Annotated in this window: 17 protein-coding genes, 5 pseudogenes and 1 other annotated feature; of the genes and pseudogenes, 11 read left to right on the forward strand and 11 right to left on the reverse strand. The window is 60.5% G+C overall.

Translation table 11 applies throughout. The features are described 5' to 3' along the window. Positions 1 to 118 precede the first annotated feature (118 nt). From KG722_RS11490 to pyrC, 4 genes and pseudogenes are all read left to right on the forward strand, one after another. Positions 119 to 481 (forward strand): hypothetical protein, encoded by a 363-nt coding sequence (locus tag KG722_RS11490; protein ID WP_213271929.1) that lies wholly within the window; start codon positions 119 to 121, stop codon positions 479 to 481. A 373-nt stretch (positions 482 to 854) separates the two neighbouring features. Then, on the forward strand, positions 855 to 2,744 hold the full coding sequence (locus KG722_RS11495; RefSeq protein ID WP_213271930.1) for an EAL domain-containing protein: 1,890 nt from the start codon (positions 855 to 857) through the stop codon (positions 2,742 to 2,744). 673 nt (positions 2,745 to 3,417) lie between these two features. Further along, positions 3,418 to 4,227, forward strand: coding sequence for a DUF6671 family protein (locus tag KG722_RS11500; RefSeq protein WP_213271931.1), 810 nt, complete (start codon positions 3,418 to 3,420; stop codon positions 4,225 to 4,227). A 225-nt stretch (positions 4,228 to 4,452) separates the two neighbouring features. Then, positions 4,453 to 5,549, forward strand: a pseudogene (gene pyrC, locus KG722_RS11505) (dihydroorotase). A 297-nt stretch (positions 5,550 to 5,846) separates the two neighbouring features. On the opposite strand, the gene KG722_RS11510 reads toward pyrC, so the two are convergent. The 4 genes and pseudogenes from KG722_RS11510 to KG722_RS11520 all read right to left on the reverse strand — a co-directional run bounded on the left by KG722_RS11510 (position 5,847) and on the right by KG722_RS11520 (position 9,996). Continuing rightward, positions 5,847 to 6,476 (reverse strand): DUF4304 domain-containing protein, encoded by a 630-nt coding sequence (locus KG722_RS11510; protein WP_213271933.1) that lies wholly within the window; start codon positions 6,474 to 6,476, stop codon positions 5,847 to 5,849. 165 nt (positions 6,477 to 6,641) lie between these two features. Then, entirely contained in the window at positions 6,642 to 8,231 is a 1,590-nt protein-coding gene (locus KG722_RS11515; RefSeq protein WP_213271934.1) for an AbgT family transporter, read from the reverse strand. Between the two features lie 69 nt (positions 8,232 to 8,300). Next, positions 8,301 to 8,459: pseudogene (locus KG722_RS15180) on the reverse strand (IS5/IS1182 family transposase); the annotation flags it as partial. A 302-nt stretch (positions 8,460 to 8,761) separates the two neighbouring features. After that, positions 8,762 to 9,996, reverse strand: a protein-coding gene (locus tag KG722_RS11520) for an IS3 family transposase (protein WP_213271935.1) whose coding sequence is annotated in 2 segments (ribosomal slippage) — positions 8,762 to 9,696 and positions 9,696 to 9,996 — 1,236 coding nt in all. Because the reading frame shifts where the segments join, the coding sequence is not laid out codon by codon here. Continuing rightward, positions 9,593 to 9,709 (reverse strand) — a sequence feature (AL1L pseudoknot). (Overlaps the previous gene by 117 nt.) A 58-nt stretch (positions 9,997 to 10,054) precedes the next feature. Here KG722_RS11520 and KG722_RS11525 point away from each other — a divergent pair. Both KG722_RS11525 and KG722_RS11530 read left to right on the forward strand, forming a co-directional pair. Next, positions 10,055 to 11,299, forward strand: a complete 1,245-nt coding sequence (locus tag KG722_RS11525) for a GGDEF domain-containing protein (protein WP_213271936.1) — start codon at positions 10,055 to 10,057, stop codon at positions 11,297 to 11,299. Positions 11,300 to 11,665: 366 nt separating this feature from the next. Beyond that, positions 11,666 to 11,920, forward strand: a pseudogene (locus tag KG722_RS11530) (transposase); the annotation flags it as partial. A 51-nt stretch (positions 11,921 to 11,971) separates the two neighbouring features. Here KG722_RS11530 and KG722_RS11535 read toward each other — a convergent pair. The 3 genes from KG722_RS11535 to KG722_RS11545 are packed head-to-tail and all read right to left on the reverse strand — an operon-like array spanning position 11,972 to position 13,461. Beyond that, positions 11,972 to 12,484 (reverse strand): hypothetical protein, encoded by a 513-nt coding sequence (locus KG722_RS11535; RefSeq protein ID WP_213271937.1) that lies wholly within the window; start codon positions 12,482 to 12,484, stop codon positions 11,972 to 11,974. Between the two features lie 9 nt (positions 12,485 to 12,493). Continuing rightward, the gene (gene csgH, locus KG722_RS11540; protein ID WP_213271938.1) at positions 12,494 to 12,895 is read right to left on the reverse strand and encodes a curli-like amyloid fiber formation chaperone CsgH; all 402 of its coding nucleotides are present in this window, start codon (positions 12,893 to 12,895) and stop codon (positions 12,494 to 12,496) included. A 59-nt stretch (positions 12,896 to 12,954) separates the two neighbouring features. Then, positions 12,955 to 13,461, reverse strand: a complete 507-nt coding sequence (locus tag KG722_RS11545; protein WP_213271939.1) for a curlin-associated protein — start codon at positions 13,459 to 13,461, stop codon at positions 12,955 to 12,957. A 263-nt stretch (positions 13,462 to 13,724) separates the two neighbouring features. On the opposite strand from KG722_RS11545, the pseudogene KG722_RS11550 reads away from it, so the two are divergent. Next, a pseudogene (locus KG722_RS11550) lies at positions 13,725 to 13,952 on the forward strand (helix-turn-helix domain-containing protein); the annotation flags it as partial. 123 nt (positions 13,953 to 14,075) lie between these two features. Here the strand turns inward: KG722_RS11550 and KG722_RS15185 are convergent. Continuing rightward, positions 14,076 to 14,462, reverse strand: a pseudogene (locus tag KG722_RS15185) (transposase); the annotation flags it as partial. A gap of 552 nt (positions 14,463 to 15,014) precedes the next feature. On the opposite strand from KG722_RS15185, the gene KG722_RS11560 reads away from it, so the two are divergent. From KG722_RS11560 to KG722_RS11570, 3 genes are read left to right on the forward strand one after another with little or no spacing between them, the layout of a single operon-like run. Beyond that, positions 15,015 to 16,178: an efflux RND transporter periplasmic adaptor subunit gene (locus KG722_RS11560; protein ID WP_213271941.1), complete on the forward strand. Its 1,164-nt coding sequence runs from the start codon at positions 15,015 to 15,017 to the stop codon at positions 16,176 to 16,178. Between the two features lie 4 nt (positions 16,179 to 16,182). Further along, entirely contained in the window at positions 16,183 to 17,388 is a 1,206-nt protein-coding gene (locus KG722_RS11565) for an ABC transporter permease (RefSeq protein ID WP_213271942.1), read from the forward strand. Next, positions 17,385 to 18,065 (forward strand): ABC transporter ATP-binding protein, encoded by a 681-nt coding sequence (locus tag KG722_RS11570; protein ID WP_366910234.1) that lies wholly within the window; start codon positions 17,385 to 17,387, stop codon positions 18,063 to 18,065. The genes KG722_RS11565 and KG722_RS11570 overlap by 4 nt, the downstream gene beginning before the upstream one ends. Before the next feature lie 431 nt (positions 18,066 to 18,496). Here KG722_RS11570 and KG722_RS11575 read toward each other — a convergent pair whose 3' ends face one another. Then, positions 18,497 to 19,216, reverse strand: coding sequence for a class I SAM-dependent methyltransferase (locus KG722_RS11575; protein ID WP_213271944.1), 720 nt, complete (start codon positions 19,214 to 19,216; stop codon positions 18,497 to 18,499). Positions 19,217 to 19,565: 349 nt separating this feature from the next. Continuing rightward, entirely contained in the window at positions 19,566 to 20,177 is a 612-nt protein-coding gene (locus tag KG722_RS11580) for a glutathione binding-like protein (protein WP_213271945.1), read from the reverse strand. Positions 20,178 to 20,519: 342 nt separating this feature from the next. On the opposite strand from KG722_RS11580, the gene KG722_RS11585 reads away from it, so the two are divergent. Beyond that, positions 20,520 to 22,271 carry an NAD(P)/FAD-dependent oxidoreductase gene (locus tag KG722_RS11585; protein ID WP_213271946.1) on the forward strand — a complete coding sequence of 584 codons (1,752 nt, stop codon included), beginning with the start codon at positions 20,520 to 20,522 and terminating at the stop codon, positions 22,269 to 22,271. Between the two features lie 82 nt (positions 22,272 to 22,353). On the opposite strand, the gene KG722_RS11590 is transcribed toward KG722_RS11585, so the two are convergent. After that, positions 22,354 to 23,577 carry a hypothetical protein gene (locus KG722_RS11590; RefSeq protein ID WP_213271947.1) on the reverse strand — a complete coding sequence of 408 codons (1,224 nt, stop codon included), beginning with the start codon at positions 23,575 to 23,577 and terminating at the stop codon, positions 22,354 to 22,356. Positions 23,578 to 23,750 lie beyond the last annotated feature (173 nt).

The following is a 23,750-nucleotide window of genomic DNA, read 5'->3' on the forward strand; positions in this document are numbered from 1 at the left end:
GTTGGGACCCGGGGAACCTCAACCGTCTTGGACCATGTCTTGCTCAGATGCTCACCAATGTGGCTCCGGTATCACGGCGACGGTATCTTCCCGGCTTTCATCGGAGAAGTCCTAGTCCATGCAAGGCGCAAAGTCCTTGTCGGTCAAGCTGACAGCCTCCTCTGGTGCGGATGCAAACTTCATCGCAACGGAGATTGAAGGGTCTTTGAGCCAGACGAAAACCAGGGGCGGTTCTCAAGGCAATTCGAGCGTCTTCGAATTGGCAATGGCCTGCAGCACCAACATCAACGCCACTGCATATGATGTCTATGCCTTCTGGCAATGGGAATATCGTGTTCCGGTCGTCTTGGGGACCGGCGGCAACACGACTGCAAAAATGACAACCTGCCGTGTCACATGCACGCAGGATGACAGGCGTCCGAACCATTGGCCCGGCAGCCCCGAGGACAAAGCGGCATGCTTCAAAATGCGGTTACAATAGACGCTGCGAAGCCTTAGGCTGACCAGGTCGGCTCTGATCGGCATCGATCGCGACCGGCAGGGTCACCTCAGTCCCGTCATTCAGCTGCCGTGCCGCAGCGAGGCTGGAGACCGCAGATAGCAGTCATTGATGCTTCATTGCCGAACAAGTGCACCGTCTGTGCAAAGACCGGGGCCGATCAGGGTCCGTTCATCGAAGCCGAACCTAAAGCCGCGCTTCACGAGCAGCGGAGGCTTCTCGTCGCCTGAAATTCAATTGGTGAGGATCTTGGCAGCCGGAAGTCACGGTGTTCTTGAAGGACAGGTTAATCCTGGCCGCAAAATCCTGAGCCGTGTTTGGGGCAGCATGAACTAAGTTTTGTTAAGCACGAGGGATGAAAGCCGCAATCTGCACTTCACTACGACAGGTACTCGGACCCGACTGGTCGCTCAAGGCTGAGCATGCCGCCGCATTCGATATTGCCGCACGGCTGAAGGCCGACTGGGCTGGAACGCTGGTCGTACTTCTCGGGTTGACGCTCCTGTCCATGTGGATCGTTCACCCGGCGATTTCTCTCGTCTGGTGCTTTCTGATCCTGCAGAATGAATGGGTGGAGCGCCGCTTTGCGTTCCACCAACGCCCGGATGCACCCTTTGGCAACAGACAGCTCATTCACTTGGTCCTGCAAAGAACGTCCGGAACCTTGTTCTGGGTCGTGGGCGCGCTTGTCCTGGTAGCCGGGGAGCCCAGCCATCGGCTCCTCGGCCTGACCCTGTTGATTGGCATCATGGTCCACGTCTCGCTTGTCTACAACACGAGCCGGATACAGACGTTGACGACGGGTATTCCTTGTCTTGCGGGCTTCGTCGGCGCAACGATCATCACGCTGTTTGATCGGCAACTGACGCTCGATCACAAGGTCATCACTGTCTTCGCGATCGTAGCGATCTTTGGTTACATGATGACGGCGACCGTCCAGAACCTGAAGATTCGCGACCGCCTGAAAAGCCTCGTAAGCGAGAAGACGCGGCTTGCCGCAGAAGATCCCCTGACCGGCCTTCAGAACCGGCGCTCTTTCGTCGAGCTTGTGGCGGCCCAGAAAAGCACGGGCCGCCCGCTGACCCTCGTCTTCATTGACCTCGACCGATTCAAGCCGCTGAACGATCAATATGGTCATGCGGTCGGTGATCAGGTTTTGATGGAGATCGGCCGGCGCCTTAACGAACAACCCAAGATGCTCGGGGCTGCCCGCCTTGGCGGGGACGAATTTGCTGCACTTTTTGCAGCGCCGGGTGATGCCAACCCGGAAGACCTGCAGATCCGTGCCCTCCACAGCAGCCTGACAGCTCCGATCCAATCGGTCTCCGGGGATGTTTCAGTGGGCGCGTCATTGGGCTGGGTTCGCGCCGGAGGCGAGAGTACATCTGTATCTGAAGTGCTTCATTCCGCCGATGTTGCGATGCGCCGCGCCAAGGTGGAGCATCTTGGCGTGGCTGAGTTTGATCCAGTGATCGATCAGGCTGCACTTGCGTCTTCCGCAATCGAGATCGCCTTCCGCCACGCGCTTGCGAACGGCCGGATCCGAACCGCGCTGCAGCCGATTGTCTCGGTCCGCAGCGGCCAGATTGTCACGATGGAACTTTTGGCGCGGTGGCCGAACAGCGGCTTCCCGCGTGATCCTGCGCCGCAGGATTTCATCCCTATCGCTGAGCGTCTTGGCCTGCTCAACGACATGCTTTGGTCAACCTTGAACCAGGCGCTGCCAGCGCTTGTCGGGACCAGTTGGTCGCTCGCAATAAATGTCTCGCCATCGCAGCTGACTTCCCGGAATTTCCTGCGCAAGCTCAGCGGCGTCATCGCCCGGCACGGCATTGCGCCGCAACGGATCGAGCTTGAGATCACCGAGGAGGTTGCTTTCAGGAACGTCGTGGAGAATTGCGCGGTGCTCGAACAGGCGCGGGGGCTCGGCTTCCGCGTGGTATTGGATGATTTCGGAGCGGGCTATTCATCGCTCGCGATGCTCGACCGACTGCCGCTCGACAAAATCAAACTGGACCGGGCTTTCGTTGGTGAACTGAGGGACCGCGCCGCCACCCAGAAAATCCTCAAGGCAACCATGTCGCTTGCGCATGAACTCGGCATTTCCTGTACTGTCGAGGGCATCGAATCTGCTGAGACTGCAGCGCTTGTTTCGTCTTTCGGATGTGACCAGATGCAGGGATATTGGGTCGGCATGCCCGAGCTGGTGGAGCCGCGCCACCAGCCCCTTGAACTCGCAAGCTGAGCGCGCCGTCTATTCCGCCACGCGGGCGCGCTGCTTCGCCCACGGCCAGGGTTGATTTGATCATTGACCCGCGCCCCCTGAATTCCGGGCCAGGGGTCTCGTTGCGAAGCGACTGGCTGTTTAGGGACAGGTGAGCTCCGATGATCGATCTCGGCATCCGGCAGGGTCGCCTCAGTCCTGTCATTCAGTGGCATCATCGGCGCCGGGCCGGAGATCGCCGATTGTGTTGAAAAGGTCCCGAAACCCCGAACAATCGACGGTTCCGTTCGTGAACGGAAGGAAAAATCCTTGTAATCATTTGGTTTTGTTGTTCCGGATTCGCAATGAAATTGCCAGCTTCGGCTTCCTCAAGACAATCTGCGGAAAAGCACTCATAGAGAGCTGGCAGTGTCTGCGACTAGGATTGGCCCGATTTGCCCGGTGACAATCAACGTTCGAAGTTCTAGACAAGCGGGCATGTTGATGTCGGCAGGGGAAAGAAGATATTGCGTCGCTATCACCGCAAGTGTGGTTCCGCCTGATCGGCCGGAATTCTCAGGCAGTCTTTCAAGACGTAGCGCCGAGATGGCTGCATGAGCGCGTATGGCCCCCTCGAACATCACAAGAGAGATGGAAATTTCTGATGAAAGGGCCTGCATCTGCCTTTGCCGGACGCCGCGCGGTCCTGGCCACCATGCACGGCAAGGAGCGTGCGATAGGCCCGGCATTTCGGGACATACTGGGTATCGACATCGAAGTGCCCGGTAATCTCGACACAGACCAGTTGGGAACGTTTTCCGGTGAGATCGAGCGACCAGGCAGTATGGATGAGGTGCTCGTTGCGAAGGCCCGGCTTGGGCTGAAAGTGTCCGGGCTGGATCTTTCTGTTGCGAGCGAGGGCAGCTTCGGTCCGCATCCTCAAATGCCCTTCATCCCGGCCGGCCTTGAAAAACTTGTACTGATCGATGCAAGGAGTGGTCTCGTCGCGATAGAGCACAGCGTCGATCTGTCACCCTGTTATGCGATCTGGGAAACCAGACGCTTGATCGATATCGCAGATCAGATCCGGGCGGCGGGATTTCCTGATCAGGCGATGATTGTACGGCCAAACAGCGGTCCCGCGGTTATCGTTCAAAAGGGCGTGCAGACTTTAGAAAACCTGGAAGCGGCGATCGGGCAAGCTGCCCGTGTTTCGAGTGATGGCGTAGCCCGCGTTCAGACCGACATGCGCGCCCGGTTCAATCCCAAACGGATGATGTCCATCGCGTCGCTCGCAAAGAAACTTGCCGACCGTCTCTGTCAGACCTGTAGCAGCTGCAGCGCCCCGGGCTGGGGCGTAAAGGGCACCGAAGCCGGTTTGCCGTGCAGCTGGTGCGGCGCTCCGACAGCCTGGGTACTGCATGAGCTGATGGGATGTTTCATGTGTGACCACGAAACAAGCCGGCCACGTTCAGACGGCCTGACAGAGGCCGATCCGGCGCATTGCCCCTACTGCAATCCCTGACCCTCTTGCCGATCGCTGGGCAGTCGACCCGATTTGCCCGGTCAACATGCCTGTGATCCGGTAAGTTTAAATGGAGCGCAATCTGAAGGGTCGCTGAAAGTATCGACGCTTCATGCTGTTCAATGGCGCTCGACTGAAGTAATTCAAGTTTGACCATCCTTGATCAAGCGTCGTACCGGCACGGCGCCGTGACCCATCTTGCAGCTGCCGCGGAGGAACCTGTCTGTGCAAAAATCTGACCAAGGCGCGGTAAAGGCTCCCGACCGGCTGACGTTGCGGCGCCCTGATGACTGGCATGTTCATCTGCGAGATGGCGCATTGCTCGCTTCGGTCGTGGGCTACACAGCAAGGCAGTTTGCTCGGGCAATCGTGATGCCGAATCTCAGCCCTCCGATCACAACCGTGGCAGCCGCAGCCGCCTACCGCGACCGCATCCTTGCCGCCCTTGAGCCGGGCGTTGTCTTCACGCCTTTGATGACCTGCTACCTCACCGACACAATCGAGGCCGGCGAGGTCGAACGCGGGTTTGCAGAAGGCGTCTTCACAGCCTGCAAGCTCTACCCCGCTCACGCCACCACCAATTCGGATCACGGCGTCACAGACATAAGAAAGATCTATCCTGTGCTCGAGGCCATGGAGCGCATCGGAATGCCTCTGCTACTGCACGGGGAAGTCACAGATCGCCATGTCGACATCTTTGACCGGGAGGCCGTTTTCATTGACCGGATCCTGACCAAGCTGATAGCTGACTTCCCCGGGCTAAAGGTGGTGTTCGAGCACATCACGACAGCCGACGCGGTCAGCCTTCGTCGAAGCCGCTGGTCCAAATGTCGCAGCCACGATAACGCCGCACCATCTGGCGATCAATCGCAACGCCATGTTCGACGGCGGGATCCGCCCTCATTTCTATTGCTTGCCGATCGCGAAGCGGGAGGCCCATCGGCTCGCATTGCGTGCGGCCGCAACATCAGGTTCGGCGAAATTCTTCCTCGGCACAGACTCAGCACCGCACGCGGTCAGCGACAAGGAGTCCGCGTGCGGGTGCGCCGGCATATTCAATGCGCCCTTTGCTCTGGAAAGCTATGCGCGTGTGTTTGAAGAGGAAGGCGCGCTCCACCACCTTGAAGCTTTCGCGTCAGAAAATGGTCCACGCTTTTACGGCCTTTCCTTGAACTCTGGGTCCGTAATCCTGGAGCGCAAGCCTCAGCTTGTTCCCGTACAGATGAGTCGAAGCAGGCGTTCCGATCGTTCCGTTCCATGCGGGCGAGGAAATCTCCTGGAGATTTTGCGGCAATGCTGCCGAAATCAGAAAGGACGCCTGAGTAAATCTAGTCTTGTGACGGACGGAGCGCCGTTTGCGGCAACAACGCCGGTCGATGTCTGCGATTGGCTGTCTGACGCAAGCCAGCATGGGCCAAATTTGCTGCGGCCTCTTATAACTCCTCCCGTTTGGGTCAGTGTCCGGTCCGCAGGAAGAAGCATGGGACTCTCCAAAGCGGTCGTCCGCCCTCTAGCCACCAATGTCTGTTTTCGGCGATCTCCCGCCGGGCGGCTGCCTGGCAGCCCGATGACAGGACCGAGGTGACCCTGCCCAACGCGTTAACCGAAGCCAACTGGCCCTAATCATACTTCAGAAATTCGGATAGCTCAGCCTTCAGGCCGCTGCCGGCCGCACCGTCACCGATCTCTTCCAGTGCGAGGCGGGCAAAGCCGGCGGCTTCTTTATTGTTGCCTGCCGCTTTCCTCATCTGCGCCAAGGTCAAGGCAATTAGAATCCCCGTGTTGCCGAAACCATAAAAGTGATAACCGCGCGCGGCGAATGCTTCGGGTGTCAGTGTATTGATAGGAGAGCCTGGTTCCGCGATTGAATCGAGCTGGGCCTTTCCGATAAGCTCATAGACCGCGCACGCTTGGCGAACTGCTTTGTCGAGGCTGGCCTGGCTGAGTTCGTAATCCCACCATTGATCGCCTTCCTGTGCGGCGAGCCGTCTGCGAAACATGCAGTTCATTTCTTTCATGTGCTTGGGGTCTGGCGCGTCTCCCGAGCGCAACGGAACCGACATCGGCTGTACGCCCATGTTGATCGCGAATTTTCCTCCGTACCGGCTGCCTTGTGCTTCGACGATCTGGCATTGCCCACCCAGAACTCGCCAATATCGTTGACCTGAGCCTGAAAACCCGTCGCGGCGAAGTGTCGGGGCAAACTCGGTTCGCATGGCCGTCGCCAAAGAGGGCTTGTCGTCGCTCATGAACCTATCAAAGCTGCCATTGGTTATAAGCGCAATACGCCCAAGGTCGGTATTCGCTGAAGAACTGCCTTATGACGAGAACGGACTCCGTTCGTTTTCGGACTGATCAGAAGGGCCTCGTCAAGCGAGCCTTGCCGGACGATCCCGGCTTCGGCCTTTCCCCGCCTAAACCCCGTAATAGGTCGGCGATCCTGGCCCTACGGGCAGTCCGAAGACGAACGTCCAGAGGAAGAAAAAGCCAGACCAGAACAAGAGGAAGAAGATCGAGTAAGGCAGCATCATCGCGATCAGCGTACCGACACCGAGTTTCTTGTCATACCGGGTCGCCCATGCGAGGATCAGGCCGAAATAGCTCATCATCGGGGTGATGATGTTGGTCGAAGAGTCTCCAATCCGGTAGGCCGCCTGGATGACTTCCGGGGAATAGCCGATGAGCATCAGCATCGGCACGAAGATCGGCGCGGTCACCGCCCATTGCGCCGAGGCCGAGCCCAGCGACAGGTTGATCACCGCGCACATCAGAATGAACAGGAAGAAGACCAGCGGTCCGGTCATCCCGGTATCTTTCAGGAACTGCGCGCCTCCGACGGCGGTGATCGCTCCGAGATTGGTCCAGTTGAAGAAGGCCACGAACTGCGCCGCAAAGAAGACGAGCAGGATATAGAGCCCGAGCGAGGCAAGTGCCGCCGCCATCGCGTCGATGACGTCCGTATCCGTCTTCATGACGCCCACCGCCCGGCCATAGGCATAGCCCGAGACGACGAAGAAAATCAGGATCCAAACGACAAACCCGCCGAAGAACGGCGAGTCGATGCGGTCACCATTCTCGGGATTGCGCAGAACGCCCCATTCAGGAACAAGCGTGAGCGCCATCAGGGCGAACACGCCGAGAATGGCGACCCCTGCCCAAATCAGGCCCTTCTTCTCTTCGTTCCTGAGCGGTTCCATCATCCGCTCGTCCAGAATGGTCGGGTCTGCGCGCGAAGCGTCATAGGGCCCGAGTTTGGGCTCGACGATGAAGATCGAGACCAGTGAACCGATCGCGGTGATCAAGAACGTCGACGCCGCCATGAAATACCAGTTCGCAGTGGCAAGCACGACGTAGTCGGGATCGATCAGGCGCGCCGCTTCCTGGGTGATGCCGGCCAGCAGCGGGTCGATCGTGCCGATCAGGAGGTTTGCGCTATAACCGCCGGACACACCCGCAAAGGCCGCCGCCATGCCCGCCAGCGGATGCCGCCCCAGCGCGTAGTAAATAGCGCCTGCGAGCGGGATCAGCACAACATAGCCGACCTCGGAGGCCGTGTTGGACACGATCCCTGCAAACACGATCGCAACGGTCACCATATGGCGCGGCGCCGACAGGACCATCGAGCGGACGGCTGCCGAAAGCAGGCCCGATTTCTCGGCAACCCCGACGCCGATCATCGCCACGAGGACGACGCCCAGGGGCGCGAAGCTCGTGAAGTTCGTAACGAGGTTCGTGAAGATCCGTCGGATTCCATCGCCATTGAGCAGGCTGACCGCTCGGATCATCCCGTCCTCGGCCACACCCCGCGCACCAACCGGGCGCGGGTCTTCCACCGCCAGCCCCATCCATCCGAACAGCCCCGAAAGCAGCACAATGCCAAACGCCAGAATCGCAAACAGCGTGACCGGATGGGGCAGGAGGTTTCCCAGCCATTCGACCCCGTCGAGGAAGCGCGTAAAGGTGTTTCGGCGCGGTGGCGCCTCGCTCGGTGTGGGGGTCTGCATGAGGGGGCATCCTTCCGGAAGTTTCAGCTTGGTGCGGCCTAAGGGTCTGACTCGAAAGTCCGAAACGATCTAGCTTTGCCTCGCGACGCGTCGTGATGGCCAGCTTATGGAAGCGGTGAGCGTCGAGACTTCTGCAAATGCGATAATCGTTTCCCAATCTTTTGCCAACCAGCGGCGCCTCCCGCTCCGGGCGAGGGTGGGTTCGACAAACCAGCGCCTGGCGGGAAGGGATCATCTGTGGACGGCCCCGGCTTTGCAAGCAGAAGGTCGGCGCGAGGGACGATCTGAGGATGCGGTCATGTGTCCTGCCTGTGAGCGGGCGTCAGGGCGTAACCAGGCGCCACCAGCCAAATCAATGGGTCAACATTCCGATCGGCGTTGCCCCCCGCCAATTTGCACCCGAGTGACCGAAAGCGGCCAGCTCCAGGAGAGTTGCCGCCTGGCATACCGATGACCGGACCGGGATGACACTGCCGGCCGCGGCCAATGAGTGAACCGCGCCGGTAACCCCGGAGGCTGTTTGGTTGGAGTCATGCAGCGATAGCGTTTTCCTTCAGCGCTGCAAAGTAGTTGGCCTCGGCTTCTGCCGGAGGGATATTTCCGATCGGCTCGAGCAGGCGGCGGTGATTGAACCAGTCGACCCATTCGAGCGTAGCGTATTCGACTGCGTCCATGGATTTCCACGGGCCTTTCCGCCAGATGACTTCGGCCTTGTAGAGTCCATTGATGGTTTCGGCGAGCGCATTGTCATAGCTGTCACCGACACTGCCGACCGATGGCTCGAGGCCCGCTTCTGCCAGACGCTCTGTATACCGTATGCTGACATACTGGCTGCCGCGATCAGAGTGATGAACAAGACCGCTTCCAATGCCGGGCCGCCGGTCATGAAGGGCCTGCTCAAGGGCATCGAGCACAAAGCTCGCATGCGCCGTCCGGCTGACCCGCCAGCCGACAATCCGGCGGGCAAACACATCGATGACGAAAGCGACGTAGACAAAGCCCGCCCAGGTCGAGACGTAGGTGAAATCGCTGACCCAGAGCCTGTTCGGTGCTGGAGCCTTGAAGTTGCGGTTCACATGGTCGAGCGGGCACGGCGCGGCCTTGTCGCTGTAGGTCGTGCGGTGCGGCTTGCCGCGGATAATGCCCTTCAGCCCCATGGCCTTCATCAGGCGCCTGACGGTGCAACGTGCCACGTCAAAGCCTTCCCGCTTCATCTGGTGCCAGACCTTGTTGGCGCCATAGACGGTGAAGTTCTCGTTGAAGACCCGAAGGATCTCCGGCTTCAGGGCCTCATCCCGGCGAACGCGCGGCGGCTTGCGTTCTGGGCGCCGCCGCCGCGCCTCCGCCTCATGATAGGTCGACGGGGCAATCGGCAGAACTCTGCAAATCGGCTCGATCCCGTAGGCCTCTTTATGATCGTCAATGAATGCGATCATGTCTTCGGTCGGCGGTCGAGCTCCGCCTGTGCGAAATAAGCTGATGCCTTCCGGAGGATCTCGTTCGCCTGGCGAAGCTCCCGGTTCTCGCGCTCAAGTGCCTTGATCCGTTCGCGCTCTTCAGTGCTTGGCCCGGACCGCTTGCCGGCGTCCCGCTCGGCCTGCGCGACCCAGCCGTGCAGCGTCTGCGGCACGCACCCGATCTTGCCGGCAATCGAGACGATCGCCGCCCACTGCGACGGGTACTCCCCGCCGTGTTCCATCACCATCCGAACGGCTCGCTCACGCACCTCTGGCGAGTAAGGAGGTCTCTGCTTCTTGTCTGTCATAGGTCCACTCTCTCAAAGAAAATGGCCTCCGGCAAACCCGGCGCGGTTCACGACAGTCATGACAAATGCTTGCGCACCTTTAAATAACGTGCTGCCGGTCGAGCGTCGCTCGATACCGGCACCTATAGAGATCGACGCGCGCGTCAAAGCTGAACTGTTTGATATGCACGTTGCTATTGACCGCAAGGTCTCATGGCTCAGTGCACTTCCTGCCCTGTTTGTCGGCATCTGGGCATTGCAGTCAGGCCGCCCGATCCTGGCCGCAATCAGCGCAGGCCTGCTCTGCCTTGCCATAGTCCTGAACTTGCTTGTTCTTCCGCATCTGCAGGCTGAAACAAACAAGCATGCGCGGCGCAAGTGGGACGGCCTGATGCTTTCGGATTTCCTCAACGGTGTCTTCTGGGGCGGCGCCATGCTCCCTGTCGCGCCAGATATCGGAACCAGCGTCGAGGCGAGCTTCGTCTGCATGTTCATCATCGTCACCATGTCCCTGACGGCCGTGACGAACCGCGCAGACCAGCGTGCCCTATGTGTCACGCTCGCCGGATTCACGATCGCCCTCGTTCCACAGACGGTCTATTATTTCAATGTGCTTGGTCCGATACCGCTGATAGCAACGCTGCTTCTTGTCCCATCTCTGATACTGATCGGACGTGCGCTGCACAAGCAGATCCGAAATATGGTTCGCACCCGGATTGTAAACGAGCATCTTTCGGGCGAGCTGGCCAAAGCTCTTCGTAAGGCGCAATACCTGTCAGAGCGGGACAGCCTGACTGGTCTGCTCAATCGCCGCGCCTTCGAGGTCAGGGCGCTTGAACACCAGGGCGTCGGTGTGCATGCCTTGATCCTCATAGATCTCGACCATTTCAAACAGATCAACGACACGTTTGGTCATTCAGTCGGCGATGAAGTCTTGAAGAACACTGCAGAACTGATTGAGCAGCGCCTGCGATTGAACGGGCGGGGACACGAGACGGCCAGCGCGGCGGCGCGGTGGGGCGGCGAGGAGTTCATTCTATTCCTGCCCGAATGCCCGGAAGCAGATGCAGTCAGGATTGCTGAAGACATCCGGCGCGACTTGCAGAACAGCAAGTTGCAGGGCTGTCCGAAAACGCTTTCAGTCACTGGATCTGTAGGGATATCCTGGTGGGCCCATGGGCATACGCTTGCGCAGGCCATCAACCATGCCGATGAGGCCATGTACAGCGCAAAGGTCGCCGGGAGAAATCAGGTGTTCGTTCACCGCGAAACAGCCTCCCGGCCTGTTATGGAAGCGGTCCGGCGTGCAGGCTCCCAACGGTAGGGTCAGCAGAGCCGGTGCTCCGGATCGTATCAGGACTCCTCTGAACCCCGATGGTTCCCGTCTGGAGTCAAAGCCGGGCCCCCAGGAAGAAGCCTGAAAACGTCAAAGCGTTCATCCCTCCTTAAGCCCCCGATGGCCCCCTTCGGCGATGAATTGCCAGGCTTTCAGCCATCTTAGCGGCAGCGATGGGCGCAGGAGAAGACATAAGGAACCAGCCTTCGTTTGGTCATAGCTGGTCCTAAGTGGACATTGCGCGGTCGCCGGCAGAGCGACATCGCTTGGTTAACCAGTTCAGACTTTTGCTTTCGACCCTCGCTGATGTTTGGCCAACGATACTTTATCTCTGCCTGGACGAAAGGATCTTGAAGCACCCATAAAGGGAATGAGGCCTGGCTGAAGCGTCATCCAAACGGACACGTCCACTTCACGCCGAGCCGCGCCTCATGGCTCAATCTGGTCGAGAACTGCTTCTCCGTCCTGCAGGGAAAATTCCTTGCAGGCGCATCCTTCACATCCGTCGCGCAACTGAAAGATCACATCGACGCATTTATCGATTCTTGCAATGAGGGCGCCGCTGCGTTCATCAGTACAAGGACCAAGGTCCGCCATCTGAAAGTTTAAGAACCGACATATCAGTCAATTGTGATTCCGGGTACTAGCCCGCTCCGGTGCCTATTGCCGCTGGGCCATCGGCCGCGTCCGCGTGCGCACATCAGCTCGCGGATTTGGCGCCGCATAGGCCTTCAGATCCTGCCGTGTCGTATCGGCTGAGCACAGCTGAACCGGTACCACTTCAGAGCCCCAGCGGTTTTGCAGCAAGCCATCGCTTTGGTTTTTGCCCACCTGCTGGACGGATCCGTTGAGATTGCGTCCCGCCTGGATGAGGCACGCCGTGTTTCCCGATCCCTCCTGCGTGATCACGCCGGTATTGCCCTGGCCGAACTGCAGGATACCGGCGGTGTTTCCGCTGCCCGTCTGCAGAACGCCGGCGCCGTTGCCGCGGCCTTGCTGCGCGATGGAGACCCGGTTGGGGACAGCCGCCGGCCCTGCCACGCTCTGCTCGCGCAGCCGCTCGTCCGGGATCTGCCTCGGGTATCCGCGCCCCTGATCGGCGTGTGCGGCTAGCGGCATCGTAAAGACCGCGAGCGCCAGGCTGGCGAGCATCATCTTGCGGGAACGGATCATCTTGGTCTCCTAGGAAAGCTGTTCAGCCGAGCAAAGTTCGCTGCCCGCATCGCGCAGGGTCAGCAAGGCGCGGTAGCGCCCGCCGGAGAATTCCGCCGAGCCGACGGTGGTGCTCTTGCCGTCCGTCAGGTCGATCTCGCCGCCTTGCGTCACGTCAGTCCCGCCGCCCGGGCGCTGCGACGTCACACTGAATTCGTAGGATCCGTATACTGCGGAGTACGCCCGCACGACGGCTTCAAGCCGCATGCCGTTGGCCGTCTTCGTTTCGCGGATCCAGCAGACAGCAGACGCAGCCGGTGCGGCCTCCGGGCGCGCTTCGTCCGGCGGCAACAGGGCGTAGGTCGGGGCAGGGACCGGCGCGGCGCAGGCCGTGACCACCGCGAGCGCAGCTGCAATCAATGGGATTTTCATCCGCATGTCTCCTTGGGCGGGCGTTGCGGGGAGGCGCAGCGGCCTCCCCGCGCGAGGCGTCAGTTGTAGCCGCTCTGTACGACCACGGAGATGTTGCCTTCGCCGCGCTGGCGCACCGTCACATCCTGGCCATTGCCGACCTGGATGATGCCGGACGTGTTGTTGTAGCCGTCCTGGTCGGCCACGGCCCTGTTGTTGGTGCCGATCTGGGCGATGCCGGATACGTTGCCATAACCGGTCTGCAGCGTGTCGGCGCGAAGGTTCAGGCCGTCCTGCCCGGTCACGGCGAAGTTGTTCTCGCCGATCTGGGCGGTGCCGACGCTGTTGCGCGTGCCGTACTGGTCCATACGGAGGAAGTTGTTGTAGCCGGACTGGACGCCGCGCGCATAGTGGCCGCGGCCGCCCTGCACAATGACGGTGCCGTTGCGGTCGCCTTGCTGGGCGGCGGCGGCGCCGTTGCCATAGCCTGACTGGTCAACGCGCACCCGGTTGCGGGGGTCTGCATGCGCGGCGCCAAGGCTGAAGACCATCAGGGCCGCAGTGGCAGTGGTGAGAAGACGTTTCATGTTTCTGACTCCTGGTTTCATCTCGAGCCCGGTTGAAGTGTCGCTCGATTCCGCACAGGAATGACGGCCCCGCACTGAACGCGCTTTGAACGGCCGGTTCAGCTTCGTTCATGTTAGCGGCCCGCAAAGGCCAGAAGCATCCCTCCGTAGACGAACAGAAAACATGTGCGCGCTGGCCCCCGCGCCGGGTCGCCCTTTCGCGCCCCGGCTTCGCGCGCCAGTACCGGATATTCAAGGAACGTGATTCGCGATTCAAGAATCACATGATTTTAGAAGCCCGAGAAGTTCGGCTTCGGCGGGGCGACCGCCAGAAGCTTGCGGCCCGCTGCCGATTGCCGCTGACTGTTCAGCGGGATTTGAAACGAGCGCGGTTTGTTCTGCTGGCGGCGCAGGGTCGCAGCGCGCGCTCGATTGCTCAGGAAGTGGGCGTGCAGCCGCGCATTGTGAGCCTGTGGCGCGCGCGCTGGGCCGACCATGGCCTTCAGGGCCTTGATGCTGTGACCCTCGACCTTTATCCGGTCTGATCCAGAACCGGCGCGTTGATGTTGCTCAAGCGAGCGCTTGATGCAACGGGTTTGTCGGCGCGGTGCGTAGGGCACCGGCGACCGGTCAGCCCCGATCACGTGGCACGCCCGACGTTCACGCATCTCGCAGGTCTCCACGAGGATCGTGACGGCTTCTCGGATTACGGCGAGCGTTACCACTTTCGCGACATGAGGTCCTTCAAAGCCGTGTTGTCGAGCATCGCTTCGGCCAGAAGAGGCTTCAGCCTGGCGCTCTCTTCCTCAAGCACCTTCAGGCGCTTGGCATCGGAGAGGTCCATGCCGCCGAACTTTGCCTTCCAGCCGTAGAACGTGGCCGATGACATCCCGTTCTCGCGGAAATCGCGATGCGAATTCTGATCGCTCAAACTCCTGCAGAGATCGGCGCACGGTCATGCCCGCCTTGTTCTGCCTCAGGATCTCGATGATCTTCTCTTCCGAATAGCGTGATCGTTTCATAATCCAGGCCCTTCTCCTGAAGGCCGGATCCGAGCATCAAATGCAGGAACCATCAGGGGTCACAGCAACAATTCGGTTCAGAGAAAACTCTACCAGGCGCAAAAAGGCAGTTTCCGGCGAAGTCCGGCCCGGTTTCCGTCAGGCAGCCGATTGACAAGACTGAGGTGACGCTGCCGGTCGCTGAACCTGATACAAACAGCCGACCCGGCCCTATGAAGTCTGTCGCAAACCCTTGAGACTGCGTACGGAAAATCTTGGATGACGTCATTTGGCGCTGAATCCGGCGTTGTGTGGTGATGTCTGTGTTTGCTTGAAGCGCCCGCTCAAGCAGCCTTCCTTTGCCTTGAGCCCCCGGCCGGACGCATTCAGGCGAACCTTATGAACAGCAACACCGGCTTTGGGCTCGCGCACCAAGCGAAGAGTCCTGTTGGATCGGAGAATAAGTGCTAGAGCTCAGTAACAGCGCTGCAACGCTGGTTGCCGCGTTTGCTACGCCGAAGTTTACCTAAGGGCCATGTCCAAAATGCGCCAGCATTCTGCAAGCTGCTCCCGATGACAGAGGACGCCAATTCCGAAAAGCTGATAGCGCTTGCGGTGCCCGGCCGTCGTGAACCTGCCAACGATGCAGCGGCGCAGCAGAAGCGACGGACATTCCTGCTGGGGGGAGCGGTCCTTTGCGCGGCGTTTGCCGGACTGGCGGCATGGTGGTTCACGCGCGCGCCAGAAGTGCCGGTCCTGCAGGTGGAGCCCCGCCTGATCGAGAAGACACTGTCTGTGGTGGGCCGCGTTCGCCCAGAAAACCTCGTAGATGTAAGGTCGCCAAACCCCGGACAGGTGGTTGGCGTATTCCGCGACGATGGAGATCACGTAGAAGCAGGCGACGCGCTGGCGACCATCCGCTCCTCGGTTGAGCGGGCCGAGGCAGAGGCTTTCATCGCGCGCGAGCGGGCGGCGAATGCGGAAGTCAATCGGGCAAAGCTGATCTTAAACCGAACCCGTACGCTCGCCGATCGAGGGGTTGCCTCGCAAGCGGCCCTCGATGAGGCGCGTGCCGTCTTTCAAGTGGCCGAGGCCGTCCTGGAAGCAGCGACGGCCGAAAGGATGGCCATATCTGCCCGGAACAACGAATTCACAATCCGGGCGCCGATGGCAGGCCGCGTCCTTGTGCGACCGATTGACAATGGTCAAGTCATATCGACGGAGACGACTCTCTTCCAACTGGGCTCATCAGGACGCGTTGAACTTCAGGCTGATGTTGATGAAACCTATGCCGATGCCTTGCAGCCCGGCATGGCCGCGCGTGCCGCCCTGTCGGGCTCAGACCGGGTCTTTCAGGCGCGGCTCCTCGAGATTTCTCCCCGCGTGGACGCGGCCACCGGCGGACGTCTCGTCAAGTTCGTTCCAAATGAAGTCATGGACATTCCTCTTGGCCGTTCAGTGGATATCACGATCGTTGTCGAAGTCCTGGAGGCCGGGGTCTCGGTGCCGCGCCAGGCGCTCGTTGATGCGGGGACACAGCCGAAAGTCTACTTGGTTGACCGGGAGGGACGTGTTCAGGCCCGGGCTGTCCGGATTGCGGACTGGCCGTCCCTGAATGCGATCGTCGAAACCGGTCTGACGAGCGGCGACCGCGTAGTCCTCACGCCTGCCGAAACCAGTCCATCTGCCCGGGTGCGCGCGCGCGCGTTGCCTCCTGGATCGGCGCTGGGTCCATAAGCCCATGTTCGCCTTTACGGTTGCGCGCCGCTATCTGTTCTCCAATCCTTCCCAGACGGCACTGCTGATATCCGGCGTCTCACTTGGGGTCACGGCGTTTGTGTTCATCACGGCCCTGATCGGGGGATTGGCAATCCGTCTGACCAATGATGTGACGGCCAATAGCGCCCACATTTCCCTCGAGCCGGAAACCCGGATTGCGCGCGTTCTGCCGAGTCCTGATGCCGAGCTGGAGTCGGTCGCGATCATTTCCACGTTTCAGCGCCTTCAAATTCGTGCATGGAAGTCGACGGTTTCCCTTTTGCAAAGTCATCCTGATATATCGGCCATCAGCCCGCAGATTTCCGGAAGTGCATTCCTGGTCAAAGGTGAAGCGGTTTCACCGGTTGCCGTAACAGCGCTTGACCCGGCCTTTATCGACGCGATTTCATCAATCAGTACTGAGATCATCAGCGGTGACGCCAGCCTCGGGGCGGACGGCATTCTGATTGGATCCAGGCTGGCAGAAAACCTCGGCCTTTCATCGGGTCAGCCTGTTCTCCTCAGAACAGATCGCGGCATCGACCGGCTCCTGATCGTCCGCGGGGTTTTCGAGACAGGCCTGCAAAGCCTGGATGAGCGGGTTGCCTATCTATCCATCCAGACCGCTCGCCCTCTCTTCCTTCTGCCAGAGGGGATCACGAACATCGAGATCAAGCTTTACGATCCTGGCGGCGCTCGGGAATTGGCGACGTTCCTGCATGAGGCAACGGGCCTGCGCGCTACCTCATGGCAGGAGAAAAATGCAAGTCTTGAGGGCGCTCTTGATGCACAGTCGCAGACCGGCACGCTGATCCAGACCTTCTCGCTGATATCGGTCCTGATCGGCATCGCCAGCGCCCTCAGCCTGTCTGCCAATCGCCGCCGCGGGGAAATCGGGATCATGCGCGCGTTCGGGGTTTCAGGTGCGTTCATCGCTGCCGTCTTCTTGCTGCAGGGTTTACTGATCGGCATGGTAGGGGCTGGCATCGGCTGCGCCTGCGGGTTTGCCCTCTGCTCCTGGCTGGAAACGCTGACCAAACCGGATGGGACTATGGCGCTTCCGATCGCACCTGGCGAAGGCGGATACCTTGTCGTCTTCCTGCTCACGACGATTGGCGCCGTCCTGGCTTCGGTTATCCCTGCCTGGTCAGCCGCACGTCTGGATCCCCTGGAGGCAATCCAGCAATGAGAGCGCTAGTTGAGGCACGCGGAATCGGCATGACGTTTCGCAATGGTGATGAGCTCACCGAAGTGCTCAAAGGTGTCGACCTCACCCTGCAGCCGGGCGAACTCGTCGCCCTGCTGGGCGCGTCCGGATCGGGGAAATCGACACTTCTGTCCATCGTCGGGCTCCTGCTCAGGCCGACAAGAGGAACACTTTCCATCGCGGGCCAACGCGTGGAGGGACTGTCAGATCTGGAGCGCGCGCAGTTTCGCAACCGGCGGCTCGGGTTCATTTTCCAGTTCCATCATCTGCTGCCCGATTTCACAGCGACTGAGAATGTGGCTTTCCCGGCTGCAGCGCCGGCAGGCGCCATAAGCCCCGCCATGCGCCGAAGAGCGCGGGACCTTCTCGCCCGGGTCGGCCTTGCTGACCGGATGGATTTTCCGGCTACCCGGCTCTCGGGCGGGCAGAAGCAGCGCGTCGCCATTGCGCGAGCCCTGATGAACAAACCCGAACTGATACTTGCCGACGAACCGACGGGAAGCCTCGACCGGGTTGCAGCCGAAAAGGTTCTTGACCTGATGCGCGAAGTGAACCGGGAGGACAAGGCAACTTTCCTCATCTGCACACATGACGAACACGTCGCCGCACGCTGCACCCGGCGCATCACGCTGAATGATGGCTCTGTGGACGGCGCTTAGCAGAAGGCGGGTCCCGCCGCGTGTGCCGGGGGAAAGCGGATATGGCCACTCTGGCGGGGCCAAGCTGCATTCAGAGTGCCGGATCGGATTCGATAGAACAGTCCAGCCCGCCGCGGGAATTCCGGGATCTCTGCGCCGCTCGAGCCCCTGACCTTAGGAACGGCTATGACAGCGTTCAGCGAGCTCCGGCCTAGCGTCGGTGGTGTTCTTCACAACGGTTGTGATGGCTGTCGCACTCGTTGCAGTCCAGCAAGTGTCGGCAACTGCATTGCGTAAAGAACTTGCGCGCCGGAAATAGTGCGCCGCAGGACAACTCGGCGAAGTCCTTCCGGGCCGCGGCCTGGTACACGAACGGCAGGACTTGACACAGCCTGCCGTTCGGCGAGCGCGATGCGTCAGCGAGCGCCCGAGCGTGGTGCTGGAGACGCACCTCAACACGGGCGAACGACATAAAGCATGTATCCTGTTTCGTGCGACACGGTGCGCCAACTGGCAGCTTCCATCCGGGCCGCGGCAATCGCAGATGCTACCGCATCACTTACTTCTCCTGCTTCCAGCTGGTCGCAGCGCGCCAGCATCGGATCATAGTAGGCAGACCATGCCTCGTCAGTGAGTGGCCGCGATGCGAGCACCCGCCAGCCGGCAGAGGCGATCTCGGCGCGCGTTGTGCTCTCTGTCCCGATACTTCCCGGTTCGCCCTCCCAAAACGCCAGCGCCGCCCTGGAGGGTTTGTCAGTGAACAGGCAGGGATGGCTGAAAGCCACAGCGCCGGTCTCGGTCAAAGCCCTGCGCCAGACATTAAGCGCCTTCGTCACTCCAAGGAAATAGACCGCCCCTGCCGACCATATCAGATCGTAGGAACCGGCGAGGGTCTCCATGCTGGCTTTGATGATCCGCACGGACGGATCGCCTGCGAACCGAACAGTCGCGGCCTCGACGAAATGCGCCACAGTCTCAAACCCATCCACGCGGCCTTTGGGAACCAGCTGACGCAGAGCCGCAAGGTCGCCGCCAGGTCCGCATCCGGCGTCGCACACAAGCCCATCCCCGGGCACCGCGCTCAGGCGCCCGGCCCAAGCGACATCGTCGGCGAGCCCTGGGCCTTCCCTGGGCAGGTCGCGATGCACCGTGAAGAAGGCATCCCAGTCCATACGGGGACCTATCGCAATCGGTCCCTCCTGCGTCAATGTGAGCCCTTAGCTGCAATGGTAGCGGCTACCCGATACAGTTGGAAACTGGACACACACCGGAACTCAAAGCACAAAAGGAATGTCCGTCTTCGGCGATCTCACGCCGGCTAGCGCCTCGGCATCCTGACGACTGGATTGAGATGAAGGTGTCGGTCGTCGATGATCGGTCTCGGGGCCGAGTTGGGGGCCGAGCCGGCCCGATGCAGTTGTTCGATGATGCCCGACAAACAGGACAAGCGATGATTTTGGCGCCGATCGCGCCGGACCTATGAGCCCTGCGCCAGGCGCAGGACTGGAGCGACCAGCGGTATCAGGGTTTCGCCAACGCCCGGGCCAGAGCCGGGCGAGCGTAGCAGGCATCTGTCCAGCGCTGCACATTGGCATGTTCGCTATAGTCGAAGCGTATCTCCCCCATCAGATGCATCACCGAAGCTACGTTGAGATCTGCTACCGAAAAGGCGCTTCCCACCAGCCAGTCACGTCCTTCCAACGCTGTATCCAGAACCTTCAGCGGCCGTTGCAGGTTCTTAGTGGCGTGCTCAACGACCTTCGGGTTGCGCTTGTCCTCAGGTGTGAAAAGCTTCTGGATCACGATCTGCATCTGCAGCGGTTCAATCTCACTGATGCCCCAGACGCTCCATTGCCAGGTCCGCGCCTCATCCTCGGCTGAAGAGGGGTAGAGCGCTCCGCCATAACGCTTGGCCAGATAGAGGTTGATGGCCATGGACTCAAAAAGTTGCAGGTCGCCGTCGATCAGGGCCGGGATACGGCCATTGGGGTTGACGGTCAGATAGTCTGCCCCCTTGGAGTCGGCGCCATAGGTGACTGGCACATGCTCATAGTCGATGCCTGTTTCCTCCATGCCCCAGATGGCGCGGATCGCGCGGGAGCCGGAAATGCCGAACAGTCTGGGCCTGGTCACAGGTTCTGGTCCCCTCGAGGGTGGTGTCGGACAAAAGCGAACAGGTCCCGAATTGCGCAGTTTTAACATTTCAGCCAGCGCAAAGTTGACGACGGTCGTCAAGGGCGGCTGCACGTATCGCCTTGAAATCGGGACGGCGGTTTTGGGCGAAAGCCAGCCGGTCGCCGTCGCCTCGGCCATCCCTCGCCCTCGAACGGGTCCCGTAAAGATTTTTGGCAAGCGGAGAAGGCGCGGGGTGAAGGAATTGATCAATCCGGACCGGCGGCCCTTGCGGCAGGCTTTATCGAGGCGCGGATTTGCGCTGTACTGGCGTAACGTCCAATCAGCAACAAGGACACCGCCATGGCCGTTTCATCTGAACTCCCGTCCCAGGACGGGCAACTGATTGATGCCCTGATCGTTGGGGCTGGCTTTGCAGGCATGTATATGCTGCACAAGCTGCGGGGGCTCGGCTTCAACGCGAAGGTCGTGGAGGCCGGCAGCGGCGTCGGCGGAACCTGGTACTGGAACCGCTATCCCGGCGCGCGCGTCGACATCCAGAGCCTGGAATACAGTTTCGGGTTCGACGAGGACCTGGAGAAGGAATGGCGCTGGTCCGAGCGTTATGCGCCGCAGCCCGAATTGCTGAAGTATGCCGAACATGTCGCAGACCGCTTCGACCTGAAGCGTGACATCCGCTTCAACACCCGAGTGACCGCGGCGCATTGGGACGAGGCCGTGCAAGTCTGGAAGGTCGCGGTGGATTCGGGCGAGGCGCTGCGCTGCCGCCACCTCATCCTCGCGACCGGGTGCCTTTCCATCCCGACGGACGTGACGTTCCCCGGCCTCGACACGTTCAAGGGCGATATCTACCGCACCTCTCGCTGGCCGCACGAGGGCGTTGACTTTGCGGGCAAGCGCGTGGGGATCATCGGCACGGGATCGTCCGCGATCCAATCAATTCCGATTATTGCGCAGCAAGCCGAACATCTGACTGTGTTCCAGCGCACGCCGAACTATTCGATGCCTGCGCACAACGGCCCGATACCGGAAGCTGACTTCGAGGCCTGGGCTAAAGACCCGCGCGCCTATCGCGCTGCCTCGAAAGATACGGTCGGCGGCTTCCAGAACGAGGCCTCAGAAGCGATGGCCACCGAGACCGCGCCGGAGGCGGTTCGCGCCGAGCTGGAACGGCGCTGGGCATGGGGCGGGTTTCGCATCCTGGGCGCCTTCGCTGACACGGCGGTCGATCCGGAGGCCAACCGCATCGTGCAGGACTTCATTGCCGAGAAGATCCGCGAGCAAGTTGCCGACCCGGCGGTGGCCGACCTGCTGACACCGAAGGATCACCCTTTTGGCACCAAGCGGCCTTGCGTCGATACGGGCTATTACGCGACGTTCAACCGGCCGAATGTCGAGCTGGTGAACCTGCGCGCCGAGCCGTTGGTCGGCTTCAATGCGCAAGGCATTGAAACGTCGAAGAAGACATATGCATTTGACGCGGTTGTGCTGGCGACTGGCTTCGACGCGATGACCGGCGCCATCGACCGTATCGACCTGCGGGGCGTGGGGGGACGGAGGATCAAGGATCATTGGGCGGAAGGACCGCGCACCTATCTGGGGCTGATGGTTTCGGGCTTTCCCAACATGTTCACGATCACCGGGCCGGGCAGCCCGTCCGTCCTGACCAACATGATCAATTCCATTGAGCAGCATGTCGAGTGGATCGCCGATTGCCTCTTGGCGCTGAAACAGCGCCAGCAGACCAGCATCGAGGCCTCGCCGGAAGCCGAGGCGGCGTGGTGCCGGCATTCGACCGAAGCGGTGACGCCGACCATGCTGCCGCAGGCCAACAGCTGGTACATGGGCGCCAACGTGCCGGGCAAGCCGCGCATGTTCATGCCATATGCGGGCGGGCTGCACACCTATACCGAGATCTGCAGGCAGGTGAGCGCGAAGGGCTATGAGGGCTTCATCATCCGCCAGGGCGACCGCGTGCTTTCTGAGTCGAGGGCCTTCACCAGCCAGCCGGCGCCCGGAGAGATTCCGGAAAACCTGTTACCCATCATCGTCGAACGTCTGATGGCAGCGGGTTTGATGCCGGCTGCGACCTAGCGCCGGGCACGCAGGGACTCGGGCGGGTCGCCAGGAGGCCAACCGGTAACATGTCAGAGACTGGCCCGGAGCTGGCGGTCCGCTACTTGGCTGTCGCCGCAGCGCCGCTCAGATCGAAAGCAGTGCCCGACCACGGGTAGAGTGGCGCGGTGTCGCGATAAACCAGGACGTAGTCGGTCATCTGCGTCGTCGTTCCAGAAACGTCCCACGGGTTCATCATGACGAGATATCCCGATGAGGCCGCCAGTCGGTTGCTTTCGTTGTAAGGACTGGCGTCACCGCCGAGGCGGTAAAGAGCGGCCCGGTCGTCTCCCAACGCATGCATGAAGTCGCTGATACCTTTGGGACGCTGAAAGTAGGGGTTCTCCATGCCCATCGGCACCCAGGTATAGTTTTCTTCGTTCGGGCCTTTCATCGGATCTGGCAAGGCTGCCGCCGGCATCATGTTGAAACACTCGCCCACGCACAGGGAATTGATCGTGACAACGTCTCCTGCATAGGGTGAAGCGGCATCCTGTAGCCAGAGCGAAAGCGGTTCAACACCATTGATGGGCGCTTCACTTGCATGGAAGAAGCCCCAGAGCCCGGCGAATCGCGCATCGGCAAAACCCGGCATCTCAGCCAGTGCGGTGAGCCGCGCCTTCATGGCGTTGTAGCGGTTGCGGGTTTCTATGGGCACTCGGAGTAGTGCTTCGTTGATGGCCCGCGCTGTGGAGGGATCGCCGAGGTTGGGACCCGTGCCGCCTCCGGCTTCAGGCAGTTGAAGGGGATCGCCTTCACGATCAAGATCGATGCCGATAAATCGAATCTGGCGATCAGCGGGAAGTGTTTCGTTCAACCCACGCAGAGATGTCAGCTTCTGAAAGAACTCTTTGTTCGCCCACTGAAGACCACTCTCGGCAAACCGATCAAACACCGCCCGGGCATAGATGTCGCTACCGCCTGACAGGTATTCATTTACGGCAATGGCTTCGCGCGGGGTCATTTCGGCGAGATACCAGCGCGGCGGTCCCTCTGCCTGAAGGTATGTTACCAGGGCCGTGTCGAGTTGCTGCGGCAGCGCATAGCCGTGCATTTCGCCGAGCAGGACGTATCGGGCGTCGAGGTCATCTGCTCTCAGCTGAAGCCCTGCATCGGGCGCACTCAGGTCGAGCACGACTTCGTTGGCACTCAGGTGATTACGGTAGGGTTCTGACCCAATCCGCTCCGCGACCACGCCAAGCCAGGGCAGCCCAGCAAGCAGCGCGCCTGTCAAAACAACAATTGAGACAATCGCGACGATCAGACGAATGACCCATTTAAGCACGTTCGTCTCCCTTGGATTTGCGCATAAACCTCTTGCGAGTGAAGCACGGTTATGTGTCCGGGTAGAGATGCAGTGTGTCAACCTGTCTTCTCTCCGCTAGGACCAGCGTGCTCTCCGCGAGGACCAGCCTGCAGGAAAACGCCCGATGATCCTCCGCCGCCTGTACAGCCCGT

The organism is Hyphomonas sp. (genome assembly GCF_018402285.1).
Lineage (GTDB): Bacteria > Pseudomonadota > Alphaproteobacteria > Caulobacterales > Hyphomonadaceae > Hyphomonas.